This window comes from Tatumella sp. JGM130, from assembly GCF_018257525.1.
In the GTDB taxonomy this organism is placed as follows: Bacteria; Pseudomonadota; Gammaproteobacteria; order Enterobacterales; family Enterobacteriaceae; genus Tatumella; species Tatumella punctata.
Genome location: NZ_JAERJS010000017.1, coordinates 52,020 through 73,240 on the forward strand (window position 1 = coordinate 52,020; position 21,221 = coordinate 73,240).

General features: G+C 51.6%; 18 protein-coding genes. 8 read left to right on the forward strand and 10 right to left on the reverse strand.

Annotated elements, in window-relative coordinates; all coding sequences use genetic code 11:
• Nucleotides 1-88: 88 nt before the first annotated feature.
• On the reverse strand, nucleotides 89-988 hold the full coding sequence (locus tag JK211_RS09800) for a DMT family transporter (RefSeq protein WP_212708488.1): 900 nt from the start codon (nucleotides 986-988) through the stop codon (nucleotides 89-91).
• Between the two features lie 174 nt (nucleotides 989-1,162).
• Between JK211_RS09800 and JK211_RS09805 the strand changes: the two genes are divergently transcribed.
• Nucleotides 1,163-2,029: a helix-turn-helix transcriptional regulator gene (locus JK211_RS09805; RefSeq protein ID WP_212708489.1), complete on the forward strand. Its 867-nt coding sequence runs from the start codon at nucleotides 1,163-1,165 to the stop codon at nucleotides 2,027-2,029.
• Nucleotides 2,030-2,038: 9 nt separating this feature from the next.
• On the opposite strand, the gene JK211_RS09810 is transcribed toward JK211_RS09805, so the two are convergent.
• Both JK211_RS09810 and def read right to left on the reverse strand, forming a co-directional pair.
• Nucleotides 2,039-2,290 carry a DUF2534 family protein gene (locus JK211_RS09810; protein WP_212708490.1) on the reverse strand — a complete coding sequence of 84 codons (252 nt, stop codon included), beginning with the start codon at nucleotides 2,288-2,290 and terminating at the stop codon, nucleotides 2,039-2,041.
• A gap of 261 nt (nucleotides 2,291-2,551) precedes the next feature.
• On the reverse strand, nucleotides 2,552-3,055 hold the full coding sequence (def, locus tag JK211_RS09815; protein ID WP_212708491.1) for a peptide deformylase: 504 nt from the start codon (nucleotides 3,053-3,055) through the stop codon (nucleotides 2,552-2,554).
• A gap of 1,335 nt (nucleotides 3,056-4,390) precedes the next feature.
• Between def and JK211_RS09820 the strand changes: the two genes are divergently transcribed.
• The 4 genes from JK211_RS09820 to cydC are packed head-to-tail and all read left to right on the forward strand — an operon-like array spanning nucleotide 4,391 to nucleotide 10,307.
• Nucleotides 4,391-5,833 (forward strand): cytochrome ubiquinol oxidase subunit I, encoded by a 1,443-nt coding sequence (locus tag JK211_RS09820; RefSeq protein WP_212708492.1) that lies wholly within the window; start codon nucleotides 4,391-4,393, stop codon nucleotides 5,831-5,833.
• A 16-nt stretch (nucleotides 5,834-5,849) separates the two neighbouring features.
• Nucleotides 5,850-6,896, forward strand: a complete 1,047-nt coding sequence (locus JK211_RS09825; protein ID WP_212708493.1) for a cytochrome d ubiquinol oxidase subunit II — start codon at nucleotides 5,850-5,852, stop codon at nucleotides 6,894-6,896.
• A 7-nt stretch (nucleotides 6,897-6,903) separates the two neighbouring features.
• Nucleotides 6,904-8,664, forward strand: coding sequence for a thiol reductant ABC exporter subunit CydD (cydD, locus tag JK211_RS09830; protein WP_212708494.1), 1,761 nt, complete (start codon nucleotides 6,904-6,906; stop codon nucleotides 8,662-8,664).
• A complete protein-coding gene (cydC, locus tag JK211_RS09835; RefSeq protein WP_212708495.1) occupies nucleotides 8,661-10,307 on the forward strand; it encodes a thiol reductant ABC exporter subunit CydC in 1,647 nt (548 codons plus the stop codon). Before cydD ends, cydC begins: the two co-directional genes overlap by 4 nt.
• Nucleotides 10,308-10,397: 90 nt before the next feature.
• Here the strand turns inward: cydC and JK211_RS09840 are convergent, their stop codons facing one another.
• Nucleotides 10,398-10,859 carry an ester cyclase gene (locus JK211_RS09840; protein WP_212708496.1) on the reverse strand — a complete coding sequence of 154 codons (462 nt, stop codon included), beginning with the start codon at nucleotides 10,857-10,859 and terminating at the stop codon, nucleotides 10,398-10,400.
• Nucleotides 10,860-10,873: 14 nt separating this feature from the next.
• The gene (locus JK211_RS09845) at nucleotides 10,874-12,298 is read right to left on the reverse strand and encodes a gamma-aminobutyraldehyde dehydrogenase (RefSeq protein ID WP_212708497.1); all 1,425 of its coding nucleotides are present in this window, start codon (nucleotides 12,296-12,298) and stop codon (nucleotides 10,874-10,876) included.
• 281 nt (nucleotides 12,299-12,579) lie between these two features.
• On the opposite strand from JK211_RS09845, the gene JK211_RS09850 reads away from it, so the two are divergent.
• Nucleotides 12,580-13,305, forward strand: a complete 726-nt coding sequence (locus tag JK211_RS09850) for a FadR/GntR family transcriptional regulator (RefSeq protein ID WP_212708498.1) — start codon at nucleotides 12,580-12,582, stop codon at nucleotides 13,303-13,305.
• Nucleotides 13,306-13,313: 8 nt separating this feature from the next.
• Complete coding sequence (locus JK211_RS09855; RefSeq protein WP_371734614.1) at nucleotides 13,314-14,024, forward strand: cache domain-containing protein; 711 nt, start codon at nucleotides 13,314-13,316, stop codon at nucleotides 14,022-14,024.
• Nucleotides 14,025-14,064: 40 nt separating this feature from the next.
• On the opposite strand, the gene JK211_RS09860 is transcribed toward JK211_RS09855, so the two are convergent.
• From JK211_RS09860 to JK211_RS09880, 5 genes are all read right to left on the reverse strand, one after another.
• The gene (locus JK211_RS09860; protein ID WP_212708500.1) at nucleotides 14,065-15,501 is read right to left on the reverse strand and encodes an FAD-binding oxidoreductase; all 1,437 of its coding nucleotides are present in this window, start codon (nucleotides 15,499-15,501) and stop codon (nucleotides 14,065-14,067) included.
• 61 nt (nucleotides 15,502-15,562) lie between these two features.
• A complete protein-coding gene (locus JK211_RS09865; protein ID WP_212708501.1) occupies nucleotides 15,563-16,888 on the reverse strand; it encodes an APC family permease in 1,326 nt (441 codons plus the stop codon).
• 118 nt (nucleotides 16,889-17,006) lie between these two features.
• The gene (locus tag JK211_RS09870) at nucleotides 17,007-18,467 is read right to left on the reverse strand and encodes an APC family permease (protein WP_212708502.1); all 1,461 of its coding nucleotides are present in this window, start codon (nucleotides 18,465-18,467) and stop codon (nucleotides 17,007-17,009) included.
• A gap of 363 nt (nucleotides 18,468-18,830) precedes the next feature.
• Nucleotides 18,831-19,769: a 2-hydroxyacid dehydrogenase gene (locus tag JK211_RS09875; RefSeq protein WP_212708503.1), complete on the reverse strand. Its 939-nt coding sequence runs from the start codon at nucleotides 19,767-19,769 to the stop codon at nucleotides 18,831-18,833.
• Entirely contained in the window at nucleotides 19,705-20,064 is a 360-nt protein-coding gene (locus JK211_RS09880; RefSeq protein ID WP_212708504.1) for a hypothetical protein, read from the reverse strand. Before JK211_RS09880 ends, JK211_RS09875 begins: the two co-directional genes overlap by 65 nt.
• A 61-nt stretch (nucleotides 20,065-20,125) precedes the next feature.
• Here JK211_RS09880 and JK211_RS09885 point away from each other — a divergent pair, with 61 nt between their 5' ends.
• The gene (locus tag JK211_RS09885) at nucleotides 20,126-21,160 is read left to right on the forward strand and encodes an MsnO8 family LLM class oxidoreductase (protein WP_212708505.1); all 1,035 of its coding nucleotides are present in this window, start codon (nucleotides 20,126-20,128) and stop codon (nucleotides 21,158-21,160) included.
• Nucleotides 21,161-21,221: the final 61 nt, after the last annotated feature.

Sequence of the window (21,221 nt, forward strand, 5' to 3'; positions counted from 1 at the left end):
GATTACACCATGAAGTGCCATTTTCGGGGAATGAAATGCCTGCGGCAGGGTATGAATGGCCTGCTCAGCCATTGATACCCTTACTATATCAGGCGATGCTGGTCCGTGGTCTGGCCGGCCGGCGGACAAACATAATCAGATTAGCCAGCGTGATAAATAACAACCCGGCGACTGAATGGGGCTGCCAGACAAAACCTTCATAGCGTGCCGAAATGGCGAGGGCGACCAGCGGGAATAACAGGGTGCACCAACTGGCCTTTGCCGCCCCAATCCGCGCCAGCAGGGTGAAATACGCCCCGAAGCCAAATACCGAACCGATAATTGCCAGGTAACTGACGGCGGCCAGCCAGCGATAGTCGAATGCAGGAGCCAGCGAATACCCCGCCACGATACTGACCATCGCCATCAGCAGTGCACCATACAGCATCGCATATCCGGTTGTTGTCAGCATATCCTGCTGCTGTCGCTGGTGACGGACACTCATCATATTACCCAGAGAAAACCCGAAAGTGCCCAGAGCACAGAGACCGATGCCGGCCAGTAAATGGGGCGAGTTATGATTTTCCATTAACCGGGGCCAGAACATCACCACCATTCCGCCGAGCCCGAGGAGCAGGGCCGGAAGAAATTGCCGCGGCGGTTTTTGCCGGAAAAAAAGCCAGCTGTTGAGCGTATTATAAATAACAGCCATAGAGAAAATAACCGACTCAAGGCCACTATTAATCCACCCGGCCGCATAATAGAAGCAGATAAAGTTAATACCAAAGGTACAGCATCCCTGTACTGCACAGCAGAAGTGAGTGTTAGCTGATAATTTTTTCAGGCGGCCGGTCAGCGTTAAGGCCATCAGCAGTACAGTGGCAGCCAGTAGAAACCGCCAGAAAACCGCGACCGGAACCGGAACCGCTGCGCTGTGTTGCTGGACAAAGATTCCTATCCAGGTGGTCCCCCAAATTATAACGACCGTAAAATAAAGTAATATGTTCATCTGTGTTTCTCCTTATTCCGGTCAGTATGCAGGGCAGGGGAGAGTGACAGCTTTTATTTTTCTGCGGTCAGCTTGCAGATCCCTGCGCTTTTTTTCGCGGATGCAGTAGCAGGACTGGCAGCGTATCCGGCCGCAGATTACACTGGCGGCATTAGCGGGGAGCAAGGAGATAAAATGTCGTATCAGACCTTTGATATTCTGCATCGGCATAAAGCGATGCTGCGTGAATCAGTGACACTGGACAGCGGCATTCAGCTGGCTTCGTGGTTTAATCGTAATGACCGGGTGACTAACCACAGTAACCATCATACTCTCAGCCTGTATATTGCAGATGGCTATGATACCTGGCACAAAACCCCTCATGGCTGGCGTAACGGGGGCGGGCCCGATCGTTTCTGTCTGATGCCGGCCAACAGTGAATCATCATGGGATGTCAGGGCGAGATTATCATTTGTCCATCTCTACTGTACCGAACAACATTTACTGCAACTGGCCGAAAAAATATGGGACCGTGCGCCATTACAGCTGGCACTGGACGAAAAAGTTTTTGCGGAAGATCCGCGAATTACCCATCTCTATCGGCACTTTCTGCTGAGCTGTGACTGGCAGCAACCCGCTAATCATCTGATGTTAAGCACCGCCAGCACTCTGCTGATGACAGGGCTGGTGCAGCAGTACAGCAGGGTTAACTGGCCATTACCGGTAGTCCGCGGAGGGCTTGCACCACAGGTGCTGAAAAGGGTACAGGCATTTATCGCGGATAACCTCAGTCAGCCACTGACACTGGCTGATTTGGCGGCAGAAGCCGCGCTCAGTGATTACCACTTTGCGCGCATGTTCCGTCAGACCACCGGCCAGTCTCCCCACCAGTATGTGATGCAGCAACGTATGGATAAGGCCCGGCAGTTACTCAGAAAAACACAACTCAGCTTAACTGATATTGCGTACGACTGTGGTTTCTCGTCCCTGAGTCACTTCAGTAACCGTTTTCGCGTCTGTTGTGGCGTCAGTCCCTCGGTTTACCGGCAGTCACGGTACTGACGGCTATTATCACTGTTGCTGATCATTTTCGCCGAGGAAAAAATACCACAGGGGAATCGACAGTAATCCGGTAAACACGGTGGTGTAAATCAGGATCATAAAGAACTGTGTTACACAGAGACTTGCCGGCCATTGACTGAAGGGGAGGTGATATTCTTCGATGGCACCGCCAATGATCGCTCTGATCATAATGGCTGATACGATACAGGCAACCACCACGACGCCACAGATAAAATGGCGGTTTTTTTTATTTTTAAGCATGATCACTGTACCTTATCCGGATATTATTGACGGCTGTGTATATTATTACTCACCGTTATTAATAATATATTGCTGGTCTGTTATCACAACGGGGGCATAGTGTAACCCGGTAAGCAGGGAAAACCGACACTGCGGATATATTTCCAGGCTATTAATGCTTTAATGTTATATATAACCCATCGTTAATACTTAATATATATAAAAGCAGCAGGTAATATATTAATAATATTTCACCTGCTCAGTTAACGGCAGACCGGGGGATTATTTTTTCAGCTGTTTGTGTAGCCGGGTCAGTAGCCGTTGTTTTTTCAATGGCGACAGATAGCTGGCGGGCGAACGTCCCTGAAGATGGTCAAGGGTATGTTGCAGAAATACTGCCAGATATCCCTGTGCATCCAGCTGTTTCGGGTGCCCTTCAGGGTCGCGGTAGTTGACACTGATGGCAACCGGGCGCCGTGTTTCTATGGTCTCTCCGGGCAGTGAAGGACATTGCTCTTTAAAAGCTGCTGTTTCTGCCGACAGGGCAGTAATGACCGGGTTAATTAAGACATAGTTCTGGCGGCGCGCCTGTTCATCGGTGATATCAATAACGACTATTTGTCTGGCTATCCCCAGCTGGATTGCCGCCAGAGCGGATTGCTGGTGGGTGTGCATGGCCTCGCGGATACTGGCAATATCCTGTGCCAGCTGAGCATCAAAGTGACTGACCGGCTGACAGACTTGCTGCATTTCCGGCTGGATAATCGAATAAATCAGGTTGTTCATCTGCTGTCCGTTCCTCTTCACTGGAGGCGGATAGCATAGCCCGGAGCCTGTAGCGGGAAAAGCCAGTATCGCCGGCTGATTATCACATCCGCCTTATCCCGGTGAGGCTAAACGGCTGCATAAACTGAAACCGTTGTATATCCTGATGACAGGGGCGGGGGATCAGTCGTGCCTCGCTGCGGCAGCATGAGACGGGCTACAGTGGCAACCTTTACGGGTGTTCAAAAACTGCCACAGTGCGCAACAGGCATTAAAAGAGAGGGCTGATCAGCATACTCTCTGTTATAGCCTGTCAGTCGATTAGCTAAATAGCCGTGGCTGCGCCTGTTCTGCTCAGGTGCCGGGAGATAGTGCGGGGCGGCTGTGGTGCGATACGCGACAACAGCATGCTGAGTAGTGATGGTCGGCGGTACATCTTTTATGCAATTATCCGCTACTTTTCTCAGGCTCACGGAGAATAAATTCTTATTCTCAATAGCTAAATGTTACGTAAAAGTTATATTAGTTATTAAATGTAGTGATAATTATTTTTTGTGTTTAACTTATGGTATTAATAATGATGTTTTTTTCCCGCGGGTTATCTGTTTTTATATTACCTGTAAGTTATTATACATCGCTGGTATTAATGCTGTTGTGCGACTTCTGAATATTAGCCACAGAAAAACGGCATTAATTGCCGGGATGGACATTAAGATAAACTTATGATTTAAAACATTAAAATATCATCAGTGTTATCGATGTAAGATGCGGGAAGATAATTTTTAATCCGCGGGCAATTAAGGAATAATTTTCTTTTGGTTACAATTGATTCACTCAGCCATGAATATTATCTTTGTTGTGAATGAATATAATACACCCCGCAACAAAATATCAGTTTCCCTACATTTTTCTTGACAGGATCCGGGGCTAGAGGAATATACTGGGCTTCATTCGGACTACACAGAACCAGTTATTGTGCTCTTTTGACAATATATGCGTCTCTAAAATCTGGGTACATCTCTATATAAGCAAATTCAGATTCAACAGTAATTTGCTTGTCGCCGGGTACTGCATAGCGCTTATCCAATAAGTTTCGTCGGCAAAGGCTTCTTTGTGAGCGTTGTTGTACCCTCATGTTGGCAATGGTATGGGGGTAGTGACGAATTTTATCCTGTGTATGATTTCTGTACAGGGATATGCGCTATAGGAGTACCACGGCGTTAAGAGAAAAAGGATGGTGCGACACCTTGTTTCTACTCTTCCTGTTCTGCTCTTATCATTTTACCTGCCTGATAAGGGAAAGGGCATATAGGTGTCGCGGGCTAATACGGTCACTTAATACAAAAGAAGATAGCAATGTTAAGTAATGATCTCACATCGCTGATTACGCGTATTGACTTCGCGTTTATCTCATCAGTTCATATAATTTATCCGCCACTGACCATCGGTCTGGCCCTGCTTCTGTTCATCGCTGAAGTTATGTGGGTCAGAAAAAATGATGAGAAGTGGTATCGCATATGTCGTTTTTTTGAAAAGCTGTTCATCATCAACTTCGGTGCCGGTGTGGCTACCGGGGTTACCATGGAAATGGCTTTTGGTATCCTTTATGGCCGATTCTCCCAGGCCGCCGGACCGTTCTTTGGTCAGGTGCTGGGGTATGAAACCATCACCGCCTTTATGTATGAGGCCGGTTTTATCGGTCTGATGATTTTTGGCTGGGGCAAAATCAGTCGCAGGATGCACCTGTTTGCCACCTTCAACGTGGCCCTGTCTTCCACCTTATCGGCCATGTGGATTCTGGTCGCGAACTCGTGGATGCAAACCCCGACCGGTATCGAACTGAAGAATGGTATCTTCGTTGTCACCGACTGGGTTGCTGCACTGCTCAACCCGAATGTCAGCTCGGCTTTCCCGCACATGCTGCTGGCAAGTTTTGAGTTATCTCTGACCTTCGTTGTCGCGGTCTGTGCGTTTTACGTACTTAAACGCCGCCATATCGACATTTTCCTGAAGCCTCTGAAATATTCCCTGGTCGCGCTGGCGGTTGTCTCTGCTGCGCAGATCTATATGGGTGATGTGCTGGGTGAAAATGTGCTCGAGCATAAACCAGCCGCGCTGGCTGCGATGGAAGGGCAGTATGATGCCTACAATGCCGAAGGCCAGGTCAACAATGCCTGGAACATTATCGGCTGGCCGAACAAAGAAGGTACCGGTCTGGCGTGGTCTGTTTCTATTCCGCACGGTCTGAGCCTGATCGAAACCAAAACCTGGAATGGCCCGGTACGCGGACTGAACAGCTTCCCTAAAGATGAACAGCCACCGGTCGCATTACCGTTTTATACCTTCCGTGTCATGGCTGCAGCGGGTGGTGCTATTCTGCTGGTCAGCTTGTGGGGCCTGTGGCTGATGTCCCGTCGTCGTATGACTGCGGAAAAAGCGTCAGGCAACAAATGGTTCCTGATGATTGCCGTTGCGATGGTGGTACTGCCTTATCTGGCGATTATCGCCGGCTGGTGGACACGTGAAATTGGTCGTCAGCCGTGGATTGTTTACGGACTGATGCGTACTGAAGATGGTATGAGTGCAATGACGACTGGCCTGGCAATTTTCTGGCTGGTCGGTTTTGCTATCTTCGAATCAGCGGTTGTTGCCGGTACGATTTGGTTCCTCGCGAAAGTTGTTCGCCAGGGCCCTGATTTAACCAGCAAAATCCCGGGTGAAGGTCATGAGCACCTTGGTCACATTGATCTGCCGGAAGGCGAGCATGCTGATCATCCCGAATACATAAGACCGGTCTGATACGGAGAACACACTCATGGATATGCTTACACATACTCAGCAATTTCTGACAGTTGCCTGGTGGCTGGCGTTCGGTGTCAGCGTGCTGTTATACATTGCGCTTGACGGCGCAGATCTCGGGGCGGGTATCTTCTCGCTGTTTGTAAAAGATCATGACGAACGCGGCGCGATTATGGCGGCGATGGCCGGTACCTGGGATGCTAATGAAACCTGGCTGATCGTAGCCGGTGGTATTATGTTCGGTACCTTCCCGTTTGTTTACGGTTCAGCATTCAGCTACCTGATGGTGCCAATGGCACTGGTATTATGGGGCATTATGTCCCGTGCTGTGGCACTGGAATTCCGTCATCTGGCGTCGCCGTTCTGGCAGCGTTTCTCTGATGGCGTATTCGGTATTGCCAGTCTGACCGTGACTTTCTTTGGTGGTATGAGTGTCGGTGCCATCCTGAAAGGCTTTGCGCTGGATAATCCGGCAGTGGGTGTTCCGCATTATGCGGGCGGTGCCTTTAACTTCATCTCGGCGTTCTCTATCTGGACAGGTGTGGCTTCCTGTATTGCCATGACCTTATCCGGGGTGTTGTTTGTACGGGCCCGTTTTGAAAAAACCGAACCGCTGCGTCAGATTGCTGCCCGCTGGACTGCCGGTATCTTCTGGCTAGCGATTATCGCCGTTGTTGTCACCTGGATCTGGAGTGCAGTGGACTTCGACTGGGCACGTGCGAAATGGTTTGGTCCGCATTTCTGGATCTGGGGACTGTTCGGTCTGATTGCACTGTTCTGTATTGAGAAAGTGCGCCGTGACACCCTGAAAGATAAAGATCTGGCGGCTATCCTGTGGTTTAACGGTGCTGCGCTGATCCTTGGTTTTGGTATGCTGCTGACCATGTTCCCGTGGATTGTGCCGAATACCTGGACTGTCTGGGCAGGTGCCAGCCCGCAGGTGTCCCTGATTACCTTCACCCTGACCATGGGTGGGTTTGTACCGGTAATGCTGATGTATAACTGGTATCAGATTTGGGTATTCCGCGGCCGTATCTCTAAACTGGTTGGCTACGGACACTAAACCCATTATGTCGTCTCGCCCACCTATTAGTGGAGCGGCCGCTCGCCTGGCGGAACGCTGGCTTTCAAGCCAGCGTCGCCAGGCTGGTGCGCTCTTTTCCCTGTCGGTCACCATGGCAACACTCAGTGCTGTGATGATGATTGTCCAGTGCTGGTTGCTGGCATGGCTGATCAGCGGGGTTGTTATTGGCGGCAAAGGATTGTCCGGCCTGTTTCCGGCGATCTGGCTGCTGCCGGTCGTCATGATCCTGCGTGCAGGTCTGGATATGCTGCGTCAGGGCTTTGCTTTCGAAAGCGCTGCCCGTATCCGTCAGACATTGCGTGCAACCTTACTTGAACGTATCTCAGCACTCGGTCCCTCCTGGAGTCAGCAGCAACGTACCGGCAGCCTCGCCAGTACGCTGGGGGAAGGTGTTGAAGCTATCGAAACCTATTTTTCCGCTTTCCTGCCGCAAAAAATCATTATCGGTATCGTTCCGCTGGCAATCCTGGTGGCATTATTCCCTGCCGACTGGATTTCCGGACTGATTATGCTGGTGACCGCGCCCTTAGTGCCGCTGTTTATGATTATTGTCGGGAAAGGCGCGGAAAAAGTCAGCCTCAGACAATGGCGTAAGCTCAGCCTGATGAGTGCCCACTTTTTTGATGTAATTGCCGGCCTGACTACCCTTCGGCAGACCAACGCAGCCCGTCGTCAGGCGGCAATTATTGAAGCAATCTCGGAAAATTATCGTCAGACGACGATGAAAGTACTGCGTATTGCCTTTCTTTCTTCTCTGGTTCTGGAATTTTTTGCCACCATCAGTACCGCTATGGTGGCTGTCTATGTCGGTTTCCGTCTCTATTATGGTGAGCTGGCATTCCTGCCAGGGCTGTTTGCCTTATTACTGGCACCTGAATTCTTCCGGCCGCTGCGTGACCTGGGGGCCCATTATCATGCCCGTATGGATGCGATTGGTGCCACCGAGGGTCTGCTGGATATTCTGAATACGCAGCCTGCGGAACAGCCTGCCGCGAAAGCATTGCCAGCCAATGCGCCGCAGGAAATTCGTGTTGAAGGTCTGGGTTATCAGCACCAGCAAGGTGCCGGTATTGAAGATATCTCTTTCACCCTGCGTCGCGGAGAGACACTGGCGATTGTCGGGGCGAGTGGTGCCGGTAAAACCACCCTTGCCAGGTTACTGTTACGCTTTATCAGTCCGGCGACCGGCCAGATCCTGATTGACGGGCATAATCTGTCGGATCTGAGTCTGCAGGACTGGCAAAAACAGATCGGCTGGCTCCCCCAGCGGCCGACATTATTTGCCGGTTCTGTTGCTGACAATATTTGTCTGGCACACCCGCAGGCCAGTGAAAGTCAGTTGTTCGCTGCCGCGCAGCTGGCACAGGCAGACACCTTTATCAACGGCTTGGCCGAAGGTTATGCCACTCAGGTGGGTGACGGCGGACAAGGGCTATCCGGAGGCCAGATCCAGCGGGTCGCGATGGCGCGTGCGGTACTGACGAAACCACCGTTACTGATCCTTGATGAACCGACAGCGTCGCTGGACAGCCACACGGCGCAACAGATGATGGCGTCACTGGTTGACAGCTTACCGGACTCAGCACGGCTGGTGATCACCCATGATACTTCCGTTGCGACGCTGGCAGACTATGTGCTGGTCATGGAACAGGGCAGGGTGATTGAATCAGGTAAACCTGCAGAGCTGTTACAGGCTGGCGGTGTTCTTGCCGGGCTGGAACGTTTGCAGAAAGGAGCGACAGAATGAATGACTTACGTCATCTGTTAAAACTGGCGCGGCCGTGGCGGTGGCGGATGGCAGGCGGAATACTACTGTCGGTAGTGGTTATCCTGTCTAATGTGACGCTGTTGTCACTGTCCGGCTGGTTTATTGCCTCAATGGCGCTGGCCGGGGTCGGAAAAATGACCCTTGAGTTCTTCACGCCTGCGGCTGCCATCCGTGGTTTAGCCGTACTGAGAACCTTTGCCCGTTATCTGGAACGTCTTGTCACCCATGATGCGACCCTGCGGCTGTTATCTGTGTTGCGGGTCTGGTTCTATAAACGTCTTGAACCTCTGGCCCCGGCCCGGTTACAGGAATTCCGTGACGGTGACCTGCTGACGCGGCTGAGAGCTGACATTGATAGCCTGGATAACTTTTACCTGCGTATTCTGGCGCCGGCAATTGCTGCACTGATCTCATCGCTGGCTATCCTGTGCGTGCTGTTCTGGTTTTCGCCGGCAATTGCAGGCATTGATGCCATGATGCTGTTAGTCGCCGGGGTGGTTGTGCCGGTAATCGTGGCCTGCTGCACCCGCAACAGCGGTCACAGGGTGGCGACATTACGCGCTTCCTTGCAGGTGGCATCAACGGATCTGATCCGCGGTTTGGGAGAGTTACAGGTCGCGGGGGCAGTCAGCCGTCAGACCCGTCATCTGTCACAGTTATCACAGCAGCTTATTTCTGCGCAACGTCACCAGGCGTGGATCAGTGCGGCGGGCAGTGCCCTGTCGGCACTGGCCGGCCAGGCGGGGATGTTCTGCGCCTTTGTGCTGCTGATCACTGCCGGGCAAGGGAGTATGCTGGCCGGAAATGACATTGTGATGCTGGTATTCGCCGTGCTGGCCAGTACCGAAGCAGTCGCAGCGTTACCGGCGGCGTTTGCGGCATTGGGGGTTACCCTTGAAGCGGCGCGGCGTATTTTCTCTCTGGCAGATCTGAGCCCGGCGATCACCTTACCGGCAGTCAGTCAGACACCGCAGCGTTTCGATCTGGACTTCTCTGCTGTGACGATGCGTTACGCCGCCGGTAAACCAGCGGTGCTGGACTCTCTGAGTTTTCAGGTACCGGAAGGACATTGTCTGGCGTTACTGGGGCCCAGCGGGGCAGGTAAGACCACCATACTGAACCTGATTCAGGGATTCTGGGATTGTGAAGCCGGTACGGTTTCCATCGGCGGTTATCCGGTCAGGGAGCTTTCTGACCCTGTGCTGCGTCAGGTGATTTCGGTGGTAGGGCAAAAAACCTATCTGTTTAATGCATCTGTGCGTGACAATCTGCGGATGGTGGCACCCGATGCAGATGATGAGAGGTTATGGCAGGTTCTGGCCAGAGTGTCACTGGATGATGAAGTCCGTGCATTCCCGCACGGTCTGGATACCCTGGTGGGTGAACTCGGAGCACGTTTATCCGGTGGTCAGGCCCGCAGGATCGCTATCGCCCGCGCATTCCTCTCTGAAGCTCCGGTCATCTTATTAGATGAACCGACTGAGGGTCTGGATGCCACCAACACAGATCTGGTGCTGCGCTCTCTGAAAGCGCTGGTGAAAGGTAAAACAACCTTACTGGTCACCCACCAGATCCAGCCGCTTATCCTGGCGGATAGCCGTCTGGTACTGGAAGGTCACTAACCCTGAACATCAGCCCGGCGGTTAGTACCGCGGGCTGACTTTTTATCCAATGGCCCGCTTCGATCCCTGTATCTGACTCACTGCCCTGACTTATTTCAGCTCCCTGCTCAGGGTGGCCGAATCATAATAATCCCCCTGCCAGATTATTTTTCCCTGTTTTAGCCGGATAAAAGAGACTCCGGTAAAACGTACTTCCTTACCCGTTGCCGGGCTTCCTGACCAGTTCCCCGTATTATGTCCGGAAAAGACCCATTCAAAGGCAATCGCAGAGTTATTCTCTACAGGCTGGCCGGTCATTTGCCATTTCAGATCCGGGACTCCCTGCATAAAGGGAGCAATCACCTGTTGCTCTGCGGCAGAACGGCCGGTGACTGGTTTGCCCACTGACGCATCGTAATACACTCCCTGCGGAGCAAAATAACTGGCTGCCTGATGTGCATGGTGCTGATTCCAGGCCGCCATATACGCTTTGACGATCTGCTGCGGGCTCCCGGCGGCCGAACAGTTCTGCAGGGTGGTCAGGGTAAAAATAATGCAGATCACTTTTTTCATTACCGGTATTATCCTCAGGAAATATCACTCATCACATGTTTGATACGGGTATATTCTTCAAGAGAGTAGGCGGACAGATCTTTGCCGTAACCTGATTTCTTAAACCCGCCGTGGGGCATTTCGGCACAAAGAGGAATATGGTTGTTAATCCATACGGTACCGAAATCAAGATCATTACTGATCTGGTGGGCGCGGCGATGATCCTTTGTCCAGACACTGGCTGCCAGACCAAAGTCCACATCATTCGCCATCGATAATGCCTCATCCGCAGTGCCGAAAGACTGAATAGTCATCACTGGCCCGAACACTTCACGCTGAATAGCCTCATCCTGCTGATGCAGCCCGGAAATCAGGGTGGGTTCGAAATAAAAGCCGTCACTGTCGGCCGCTTTGCCACCGGCCTCAATTGTTGCATGGGCGGGCAGGCGTTCAATAAAGCCTTTCACCTGTTCCAGCTGCTGCTTACTGTTGAGTGCGCCATAAAATGCGCCGGTGTCATCGGGTAAACCGTAACGCAGCTGACGGATTTCGCTCAGTACTGCCTCAAGAAACTGCGGATAAATACTGTGCTGGACGATAAGACGGGTGGCAGCGGTACAGTCCTGGCCGGCATTAAAAAAACCAGCGGCACACAGGGTACTGGCGGCTTTGGGAATATCAGCATCGGCAAAGACAATCGCCGGTGCTTTTCCCCCCAGTTCGAGGTGGGCACGGGTCAGGTTTGCGGCCGCAGAGGCAGCAACCTGTAATCCGGCACGCACTGAACCGGTGATCGACACCAGCGAGGCCTGTGGCGAAGATACCACCAGCGCCCCGGTGGCGGCTTTGCCCAGCACGACATTGATACAGCCTTCAGGAAAGAAAGGCGCCGCAATTTCGGCCAGTAACAGCGTGCTGAGCGGGGTGGTGTCGCCGGGCTTCAGTACCAGAGTATTACCGGCGGCTAAGGCCGGGGCAATCTTCCAGATCGCCATCATAAACGGGTAATTCCAGGGAGTGACCTGTCCGACCACTCCCAGAGGTTCACGGCGGATCACTGAATTAAAACCACTGATATATTCTGCGGAGGCTTTACCTTCCTGACAGCGGGCAGCCCCGGCAAAAAAACGGACCGTATCACAGGAGGCCACAATCTCTTCCTGGCGGATAAAGTGTTTAAGTTGTCCGGTTTCCTGGCTCTGCAGTTCAATTATCTGATCTGCATGCTGCGCTATAGCATCAGCCAGCAGCAGTAATGCTTTTTGTCGTGCGGCCGGTGTGGTCTTCTTCCAGAGACGGAACGCCTGTTGCGCGGCATGGTAAGCGGCATCGACCTCCTGAGGACCGGCTTCCGGACACAGGGCATATGCCTGTCCGTTGACCGGACTGATTAATTCGAAATAGTGGTCACTGTTTTCCGGCAGAAAAACATTATTAATAAAGTGAGATAATTTACGCACGGAGAATATCCTTTAACATAATATTTATTATGTTTTATCACCGGTCTGTGGAAAATTACAGGGTCAGTGCCATATGATTTTTATATGGCTGCCGGGTATCAGCAGCATCAGAATATGGCAGAATGACACAGGGCTGCCATATTCTGTATTGTTCAGCATCTGGCCAGACAACCCCGTTTTCTCTGGCTCCGGCGCGGGAGTTACGTATATTTGTGGCGGGTTTTGTGGTATCAATATTCCCCCTTTTCTTTTAAGCAATAACACAAGAAATCACGAGGTCTATGATTACTCATGCTGTGATTTTCTCGCCTATTGGTCAATCCAGCCGTTCTGATCAGATTATTCAGCGACTGGCGAATGCCATTATTTCCGGCTTACTGGCAGCCAATGAGCAACTGCCTAATGAGGCAGATTTAGCACGGATGATGGGGGTCTCCCATATCACCATTCGTGAGGCGCTGAATACATTGCGGGCTAAAGGACTGATTTATACCGCCCGCGGACGTAACGGTGGCAGTTTTGTTGCTGAATCGATTGCCAAAGATCGGTCTGCGTTCGATGCGCTGCAAAATATCAGCACTGAGTATCTGTCAGATCTCGGTGAATGGCATTGTGCGATCTTTGTCCACGCCACACGGCTGGCAACGTCGCGGATGACAGACCGTGACGTCCATGGATTATCGCAGTTCATTGATACTCTTGAGCAATCAGCGACACCGGAACTTCGTTGTCAGTCAGATATGCGTTGTCTGCTGACCATTGCCGCTAACTCTCAGTCGGCGCGGATTGCCAACCAGGAACTGATGATCCAGGCGGAATGGGCGGCACTGGTGACCCCGTTATATCAGTCCGATGACTTTCACCGTACCGTCGTCCTGAGTTACCGGCAGTTGCTGGCCGCATTCCGTAATAACGAAGCATTACAGGCAATGGAGGTTGCCGGACAACTGATTAATCAGTTTATTTCCAGACTGATCGAGTTGAAATTCAGTATTCATACAACATAGTGAACAATATGCTCAGTGATGATGAATGTAAAAAACAACTGGCAGAGAAAACCGGCCATCTGCTGCAGGCGGTCACCGCATCTGCACAACAGCTTTCACGATTACTGGCCGAACGGCTGACCCGTATGACAGCCGGTGAATCTTTGCCGCAGACATTACCGGACAATCGGTTACGAAAAACCCTGTTCCCGGCGATAGAACAGGTTCTGACTGAGAGCGATTATTGCTTTGGTGCCGGTTTCGCCAGCCATCAGTATTCGGCTGAGAATCATCAGCCTTACTGGTTCCTTGAATGGTGGTTTAAAAGCCCGGGCAGTCACCGGACGTCTTGCCTGGAACTGGATCAGGCCACCCAGCAACGGCTGGATTTCAGTACGTTTGACTGGTTTAAGCAGCCGCAACAGCAAACCGTCAATCTTCACGGCCCGTATGTGGATTATATCTGCACCTCGGCGTATACCATGACCGCTTCTTCACCGGTAATCACTGGCGGCAGGCTGGCAGGTGTGGCGGTGGTGGACATGCTGGTGAGCGTTATTGAAGCCGAGTTACTGACACTGATCCGTCAGTGCCGGAAAAAACCGGTCATTATTAATCGCCACGGGCGGGTGATGGTGTCCAGTCATCCGGGTTACCGGACCGGTTCGCTGGTGGAGTATCAGCATCACAGAGATATTATTCACAGTGACTTTTTCCGGATTTTCTTCCCGGAAGCGTAGTGCCTGTCTGCCTGTCACCGGAATGACAGGCGGGGCAGGATCAGAATGAAATCATTTTACCCGGTGTTAATTTCGCCGAGATCCCCAGCAGTGTCTTGGCCAGCGGAATGGCGACCGGTGCCAGCTGACGACCAAGCAGTAACGAGGTGTGCTTAATCGAGGTCAGCATCCGGAAGTCATCATTCCTGCCGGTAATATCATCGGTAATCGCTTTGCCGATTCTCACCGTCTGGGCCACCCCATGACCGCTCCAGCCATGGACTGAATATATCTGGCTGTTTAGCCCGGATTTCCGGCAATCTGTTGCACCGTTGAGGGTTAAATCGGTGGTGCCGCTCCAGGCAAAATCCAGTTCAATATCTTCGCGCTGAGAAAACACGGTACGCAGGCGTGAAGTCAGATAATCAACTGTGCGGTTATTATCCCAGCGCATACCGGTGCCTTGCCCGCCGAACAATAAACGCTGGTTCCGTACCGGGCGATAATAATCGATCTGTAACTGAGTATCATAGACCGGCTTACCGGTTGGCAGCAGTGTCTGGTGACCACCGTCAATTGGTGAAGTGACCCCCACATAGGTATAAAAGGGTAATGTGGTTGCGTTATTTTGGTTAAGCAGTGCGTGGGTGGCGTCATGGACGGCGATCACCACCCCCCGGGTAGCGGTAATCACGCCGGATGCGGTATGTACCCGCGTACCGGCCGGTGTTTCTTCAATCTTTATTACTTCACTGTGTTCATGCACACAGCCACCGTTATGCATAAACCCGTAAATCAGGCCACGGTTCAGTGCCAGAGAATGAATCTGTCCGCCGCATTCATCCAGCACCCCGCCGTAGTAAATATCTGAGTGGATATGTTCCTGAAGCTGATAATTACCTAACACCGTCACCTGACTGTCGCCAAGAAATTTCCTGGCATCCGCAGCCTGTACCAGGGCATTCATATGGCCGGGATGCACGGCTGCCGTCAGATGCCCGTATTGACGGTCGAGCTGTAACTGATAACGGCTGGCGATATCATCGATCAGTGACATTGCTTCGGCAGAGGTAAAACGCCACAGACGGCGGGCTTCATCTTCAGGCAAATGCTCCAGCATTGACTCAGCCTCCCAGCGTGCCAGCCCCGGGGTCAGTTGCCCGCCGTTACGGCCGGAAGCGCCGGAACCGACAGTGTTTTTCTCCAGCAGTACCGTATCGATACCTGCCTCTGCCAGATGAAGAGCGGTCGACGCGCCCAGCAGGCCTCCGCCAATCACTACGAGTTCACACTGCTTGTCGGTTTCCAGTGGCGGAAATGACATCCAGGGGGCGAGCGTAGACTCGTAGTAATTCGCGGCAATCCCGGGGTCAAATTTGAGGGTATCTTCCTGTTGTCTTACCCAGTTCCAGTCCCCGTTAATACTGATATCACTGGCAGGGAGCGTTTTGGCATCATTAATTAACTGTGGCTTGCTAAACTGATTTTTTATATCCATTTTTTATTTCCGGCAGATTAATAAAATCACAGGTAAACACACTGTGCATAACTGGCCCCGTTTATTCGGAGGCCATCACTGATGATTTACTGACACTGTTATAAATAACCCAGACTAAGCCTGCTGCGGCCCATACGGATCCCAGTACAAAGGCATCATGATCCAGGCTGACCCACATAAAGGCGACGCTGGCTAACCCGCAACAGGGTGAAATAAGGTGATTAAAAATATCCCTGAATGAAGCGACTCTTTTTTCCTGACAGGCAAATTTTGCGATAACGCAAATATTTACTGAACTGAAGGCGACTAATGCGCCGAAGCTGATTAACGACACCGCAGTATCCAGACCAAAAAATATCGAACTTAAGGAAATGATCCCTGTCAGCAGGACACAATACAGAGGTGTGTTAGTCTTCGGGTGAATATATCCAAATACCGGAGACGTCAGGCGGTTTTCCTTACCCATAATATTCAGCAACCTTGCTGAACTGGCATGGGAGGCGAGTGCTGAGGCAAAGGTATTACACAGAATAGCCACCAGAAATATGGACTGGAATAACCGGCCACCGACATACAGTACAATTTCCGGTAATGCCTCGGTCGGATTTTTAAATGCGGAGTTGTCCGGGTAGTAAAGCTGAATAAACCAGGCAGCGACGAAGAAAATAACCCCGCCACTTAAGGCCGTATAAAAAATGGCTTTCGGGATAATCCCAGAGGGATTCTCTGTTTCTCCGGACAGGGTGGTGACAGCGTCAAAACCGAGATAAGAAAAACAAAGAATAGCGGCTCCGCTAATCAGAGGCATAATACTGTGATGCTGGTTAAGCAAGGGGGCGAGGGTCATTACCCGCTGAATACCGTGACTGCTACTCAGGTCATGGACCACCATATAAATAAATACCACCATCAGTAAGACAGGCAGCCCGACGAATAAAAAGTTTGCATTGGCGAGGATTTTAATATTACAGCAATTAAAAAAGGTCACCAGGCTGGTGAATATCAGAATAGAAACCCATACCGGTACAGCCGGTAGCAGGGACTGCAGATAGATACCGGCTAATAATGAGTTAATCATTGGTAACAGGATATAATCCAGCAGTGACGACCAGCCAACCATAAACCCCGTATGAGCGCCGAATATACTGCGGGTATAAGTGTAGGCAGAACCGGATGACGGGTATTCTTTGACCAGTCGTCCGTAACTCTGGGCTGTAAATAATACCGCAACCAGTGCAAGCAGATAAGTCAGCGGTACTCTGCCGTAGGTCACTCCGGAGACAATCCCGAAGGTATCAAATACCGTCATCGGTGTCATATAGGCGATACCGATAATAACGACCTGCCACAAGGACAGGTTTCTTTTTGAAGTTGTATTGGATTGCATAATTATACCTTTCAGGGTTGGCGGGTACAGGTATCCTGCTGCGGCATACGCGGACAGCGATAAAAAATAAAATAACGACAATCTGCAGCGGGCCAATTTTTCGCCCGCAGCAGGTTAATCAGTCAGTGGTAATATCCGGCTGATAATGGGTACCTTGTTCTGTGTTGTGGTCTGGTCGTGCGAGCAACAAATATAAAGCACCGGACAGAAAGACCACCGCCAGTCCGGTGACCACAATCCACTGATCAGCAAGATTGCTGCCGGGACCGGGCTGACAGAGCAGGTAAATACCGGCCAGGCCATAGGCAAGGGCCAGAATATTCACCGGCAACCCGTAACGGCCTAAAGTCCAGCTGCCGGCCGGTTTCCGGCCCTGCAGCCGTTTGCGCAGGGCTGCAAGCACCACCATCTGGAAAGAGATATAAATCCCTGCCACGGCAAACGCGGTGATCCTGGCAAGATTATCGGGCTGGTAATATACCCAGACACACATCAGCAGGGGTAACACGCAGCTGACGATCATAGCGTTGTCAGGAACATTATTTGCTGAGATTTTCGCCATCCAGCGGCTGGCGGGTAGCATATTGTCGCGTGAAAAGGAGAACAACAGTCTGCTCAGAGCTGCCTGCAGTGACAGAATGCATGACAACATAGCAATAACGGCGACCCCGACAAAAATCTTCTCTCCCTGCGGACCGAGGGCATTATTCAGTATTTCAGCGATCGGGTTGGCAATTTTTCCCGACACAATCCCTTGCAGGTCCGGATAAGAGAGCAGATACCCGGCCACGGAAATAATCGCTGAAATAGCACCAAACAAAATACTGAGCATCATCGCAACCGGAATTTTCCTGCCGGGATTCTGCACTTCTTCAGCGACATTACCGCAGGCTTCAAAACCAAAAAACATAAATAGCCCCAGCAGTGATGCTGACATAAATGCATGGCTGTAACCGGCAGGCCCGGTAACAACGCCCATAGCATCGAAAATCACCGACAAAGGCTGGGTTCTGTGGAAAATTAACAGGTAGATGCCGAGTGCAATCACGCTGACAATTTCGCACCAGAAGCCGATACGTGCCACCCGGGCCAGATTTCTGGTACCGGAAAGGTTCACTGCCATCATCATTAATAGCAGCACTACCGAGGTTAATAACAGGTGAAATGCTGACGGAGTATAACTGAACAACGTTGCAACAAAGGTTGCACTGTATTCGGCAATCGAGGTGATAGTCACCACCAGAGCCCACAGATAGATCCACGCAGCGATCCACGCATACTTTTTCCCCCACAGGATACGTGACCAGGGATACAGCCCGCCGGTAATCGGGTACTGTGAAGCAACTTCGCCGAAGACCATAGCAACCAGCATTTGCCCTGCGGCTGCGATCAGTATCCACCAGATTGCCGGTGGTCCGGCAAGGGTCATGGCCAGAGCAAATAATGAATAAACGGCGGTGAGTGGCGATAAATAGGTAAATCCTAAAGAGAAGTTAGACATCAGGCCGATTGACCTGGTAAACCTTTGTTCGTCCGGTGGAGATGACAGGCTGAGGTCTTCAGTGGGGGAATTGCGCATTTACGCCTCCGGTATCTGGCTCTTGATTAAGAATTTTAAATTTATAAAACATAATATTTTTTATGTATATATAACCGGGAGGCTTATTATTTTAATCTATTGATTTTTATTGATAAATCATACATACCTCTTTCTTATGACCCTGGTGAATGCGGCGTTCATCGGCGATTTATCCGGCAAAAAAGACCAGACACTCCGGGCAAAGGGACAGATAAAGAGGCGTTAACCGGCAGGCGGAACATGGAAGGGAAGATGATTGTCTGAGGCAGTGGCCAGGTCACAGCAGTACCCGGCCTGATAAGCAATATCGTATAAATACAGCGGCAACCCGGCCGCAAAGAGCGGGGGGTTACCCCGGGTTGATCAGCGGCTGATCACCGGTGTCAGTAACGGCTGTCCGCTAAAATATGCGCTGATATTATCGGCGACCAGTGTTGCCATCGCTGCCCTGGTTTCATGGGTCCCGCTGGCAATATGGGGTGTGACCACCACATCAGGCCGGTTAAGCAGTGCCGCAGGAACCTGAGGTTCATGGGCAAACACATCCAGCCCCGCACCGCCGATCTCCCCGCGGGTAATGGCTTCCACCACCGCATCTTCATCTGTCACACTGCCACGGGAGATATTGATCAGAATCCCTGTCGGGCCAAGCGCTGTCAGCACCTGCCGGTTAATCAGGCCACGGGTCTCTGGATTCGCACTGACACAGACCACCAGAATATCGCTGTTCTCAGCCAGAGTGATCAGACTGTCGTAGCGGGTCACCTCCGGATCGGTGACCGGACTGTTATTGAAACAGGCAATCGGCATCGCAAACCCTTTAGCACGCCGGGCAACGGCTTTACCGATCCGCCCGTAGCCGACAATACCCAGCCGTTTACCGGTCACCTTACTGGCCAGCGGAAAAGAGCCTGAGGCCCAGCGTCCCTGTTCGACAAATTTTTCCGCGGCGGTGATCTGTCGCGATACACTGAGTATTAAAGCCATACCCAGATCAGCCACATCATCGGTTAAAATATCCGGCGTATTCGTGACAGTGATACCTTTCTCCGTTGCCGTATGGATATCAATACCATCGTAGCCGACCCCGAAAACGGCAATCAGCTTTGCCTGCGGGAACTGGCTGATAAACTCAGCATTTACCACTGATTCCCCGCTGGCAACAATTACCCGGACTTCTGCAGCGAGCCTGCGGATCTCGTCAGCGGATAAACGGGAATATTCATATAACTGATAATCAGATTTCAGTTTTTCTTTCAGGGTCTGTGGCACTTTGTCGGCTAATACCAGGGATGAAGACATCGTTTTTATCCTGTATTAATGGAGTGAGAACCGCCAGCAGACAGGCGTGACTGTTGGCTGGTGGTCCAGTAAAACTAATACATAATCGGTGTGCTGTATAGTTTGCCGGCACCACAGACAACGCTCCTGTAAAGTGAGCACCACCCTGCGGCTTGTCGCCGGATATTACCGTGCCCGGCTTTTTAACCCGGCATCGGTCAGGACGGTTGTTTTCAACGTGACCCGAAAATATTGTTATCCGCTGAAAAGTTATATTTAAATTTAATATAACTAAGGGATTTTTTGATGTTTCCATTATTCACCTTCAGGCGCTAATAATTATTCCATAGTGTCATTATCAGTAAACGGAATAATAAATGTCTTATCAATTGAGTGTACTGGATAAATGCCTGGTGCCGGATAATGAAACCGCTACCGGCGCACTGAATAATGTGGCGGAACTTGCCCGCTTAGCCGAAAACTGGGGCTACCATCGTTTCTGGCTGGCGGAACACCATAATACATCGTCACTGGCCAGCCCTTCGCCGGAGATCGTGATTGCCTGGATACTGTCCCGTACCCGGAAGATAAGGGTCGGCTCCGGCGGGGTGATGCTGCAGCATTACAGTCCTTATAAAGTGGCAGAAAATTTTAATCTGTTGTCGGCGCTGGCCCCCGGACGGGTTGACCTGGGGGTGGGTAAAGCGCCCGGCGGGCTTCCCCTTGCCACCGGTGCGTTGCAGGAAGGCCGTGACAGTGCAAACGCCGCGGACTTCAGTACCCGCCTGAAACAACTGGACGACTATTTACAGACCCGCGAGGCGGCAGACCCGGAGAATGCCTTACTGGCCACCCCAATCCCTGCGGTCAGTGCCCGGCGATTTTTACTGGGCGCCAGTACCGCCAGCGCCAGCCTGGCAGCAGAGCTGGGCTGGGATTTCGTCTTTGCCGCCCATCTTAACGGTGACCGGCAACTGTTAAATACCTTTACCCGCTACTGGCAGAAGCACAGTCAGCGCCCGGTGAGGGTCGCCATTCAGGCGATTGTCAGTGAAGATCCTGACGTCGCCGTGCGTCAGGCGGCAGAACAGCAGTTATGGCAGGCTGAACTGGTCAATGGCCAGCGTGTCACGCTGGCCAGCCAGGCACAGGCCGAGCGGTTTATTCGCCAGAGCGGGAGTGAAGCTAAGTCGGTTACCCGCCGGCAGGCGGCAATTTTTGCCGGTTCAGCACAGTCGGTGATTGGGCAGCTTGACGCGCTACACCGTGACACCGGGATCAGTGAGTTTATTATTGATATTCCGGTCAGTGACCCGGCGGTGCGCAGAGAGACCTTATATTTACTGGCGCAGGCAAAAGGCAATATTCAGCCTCAGAAAGTGCCGGCAGAAAATATCATCCGGACGGCCTGATAACGGTCAGATTATATAATTATCCGCCGGGTATACAGGGGGGAATTCATCTGTCCGGTAT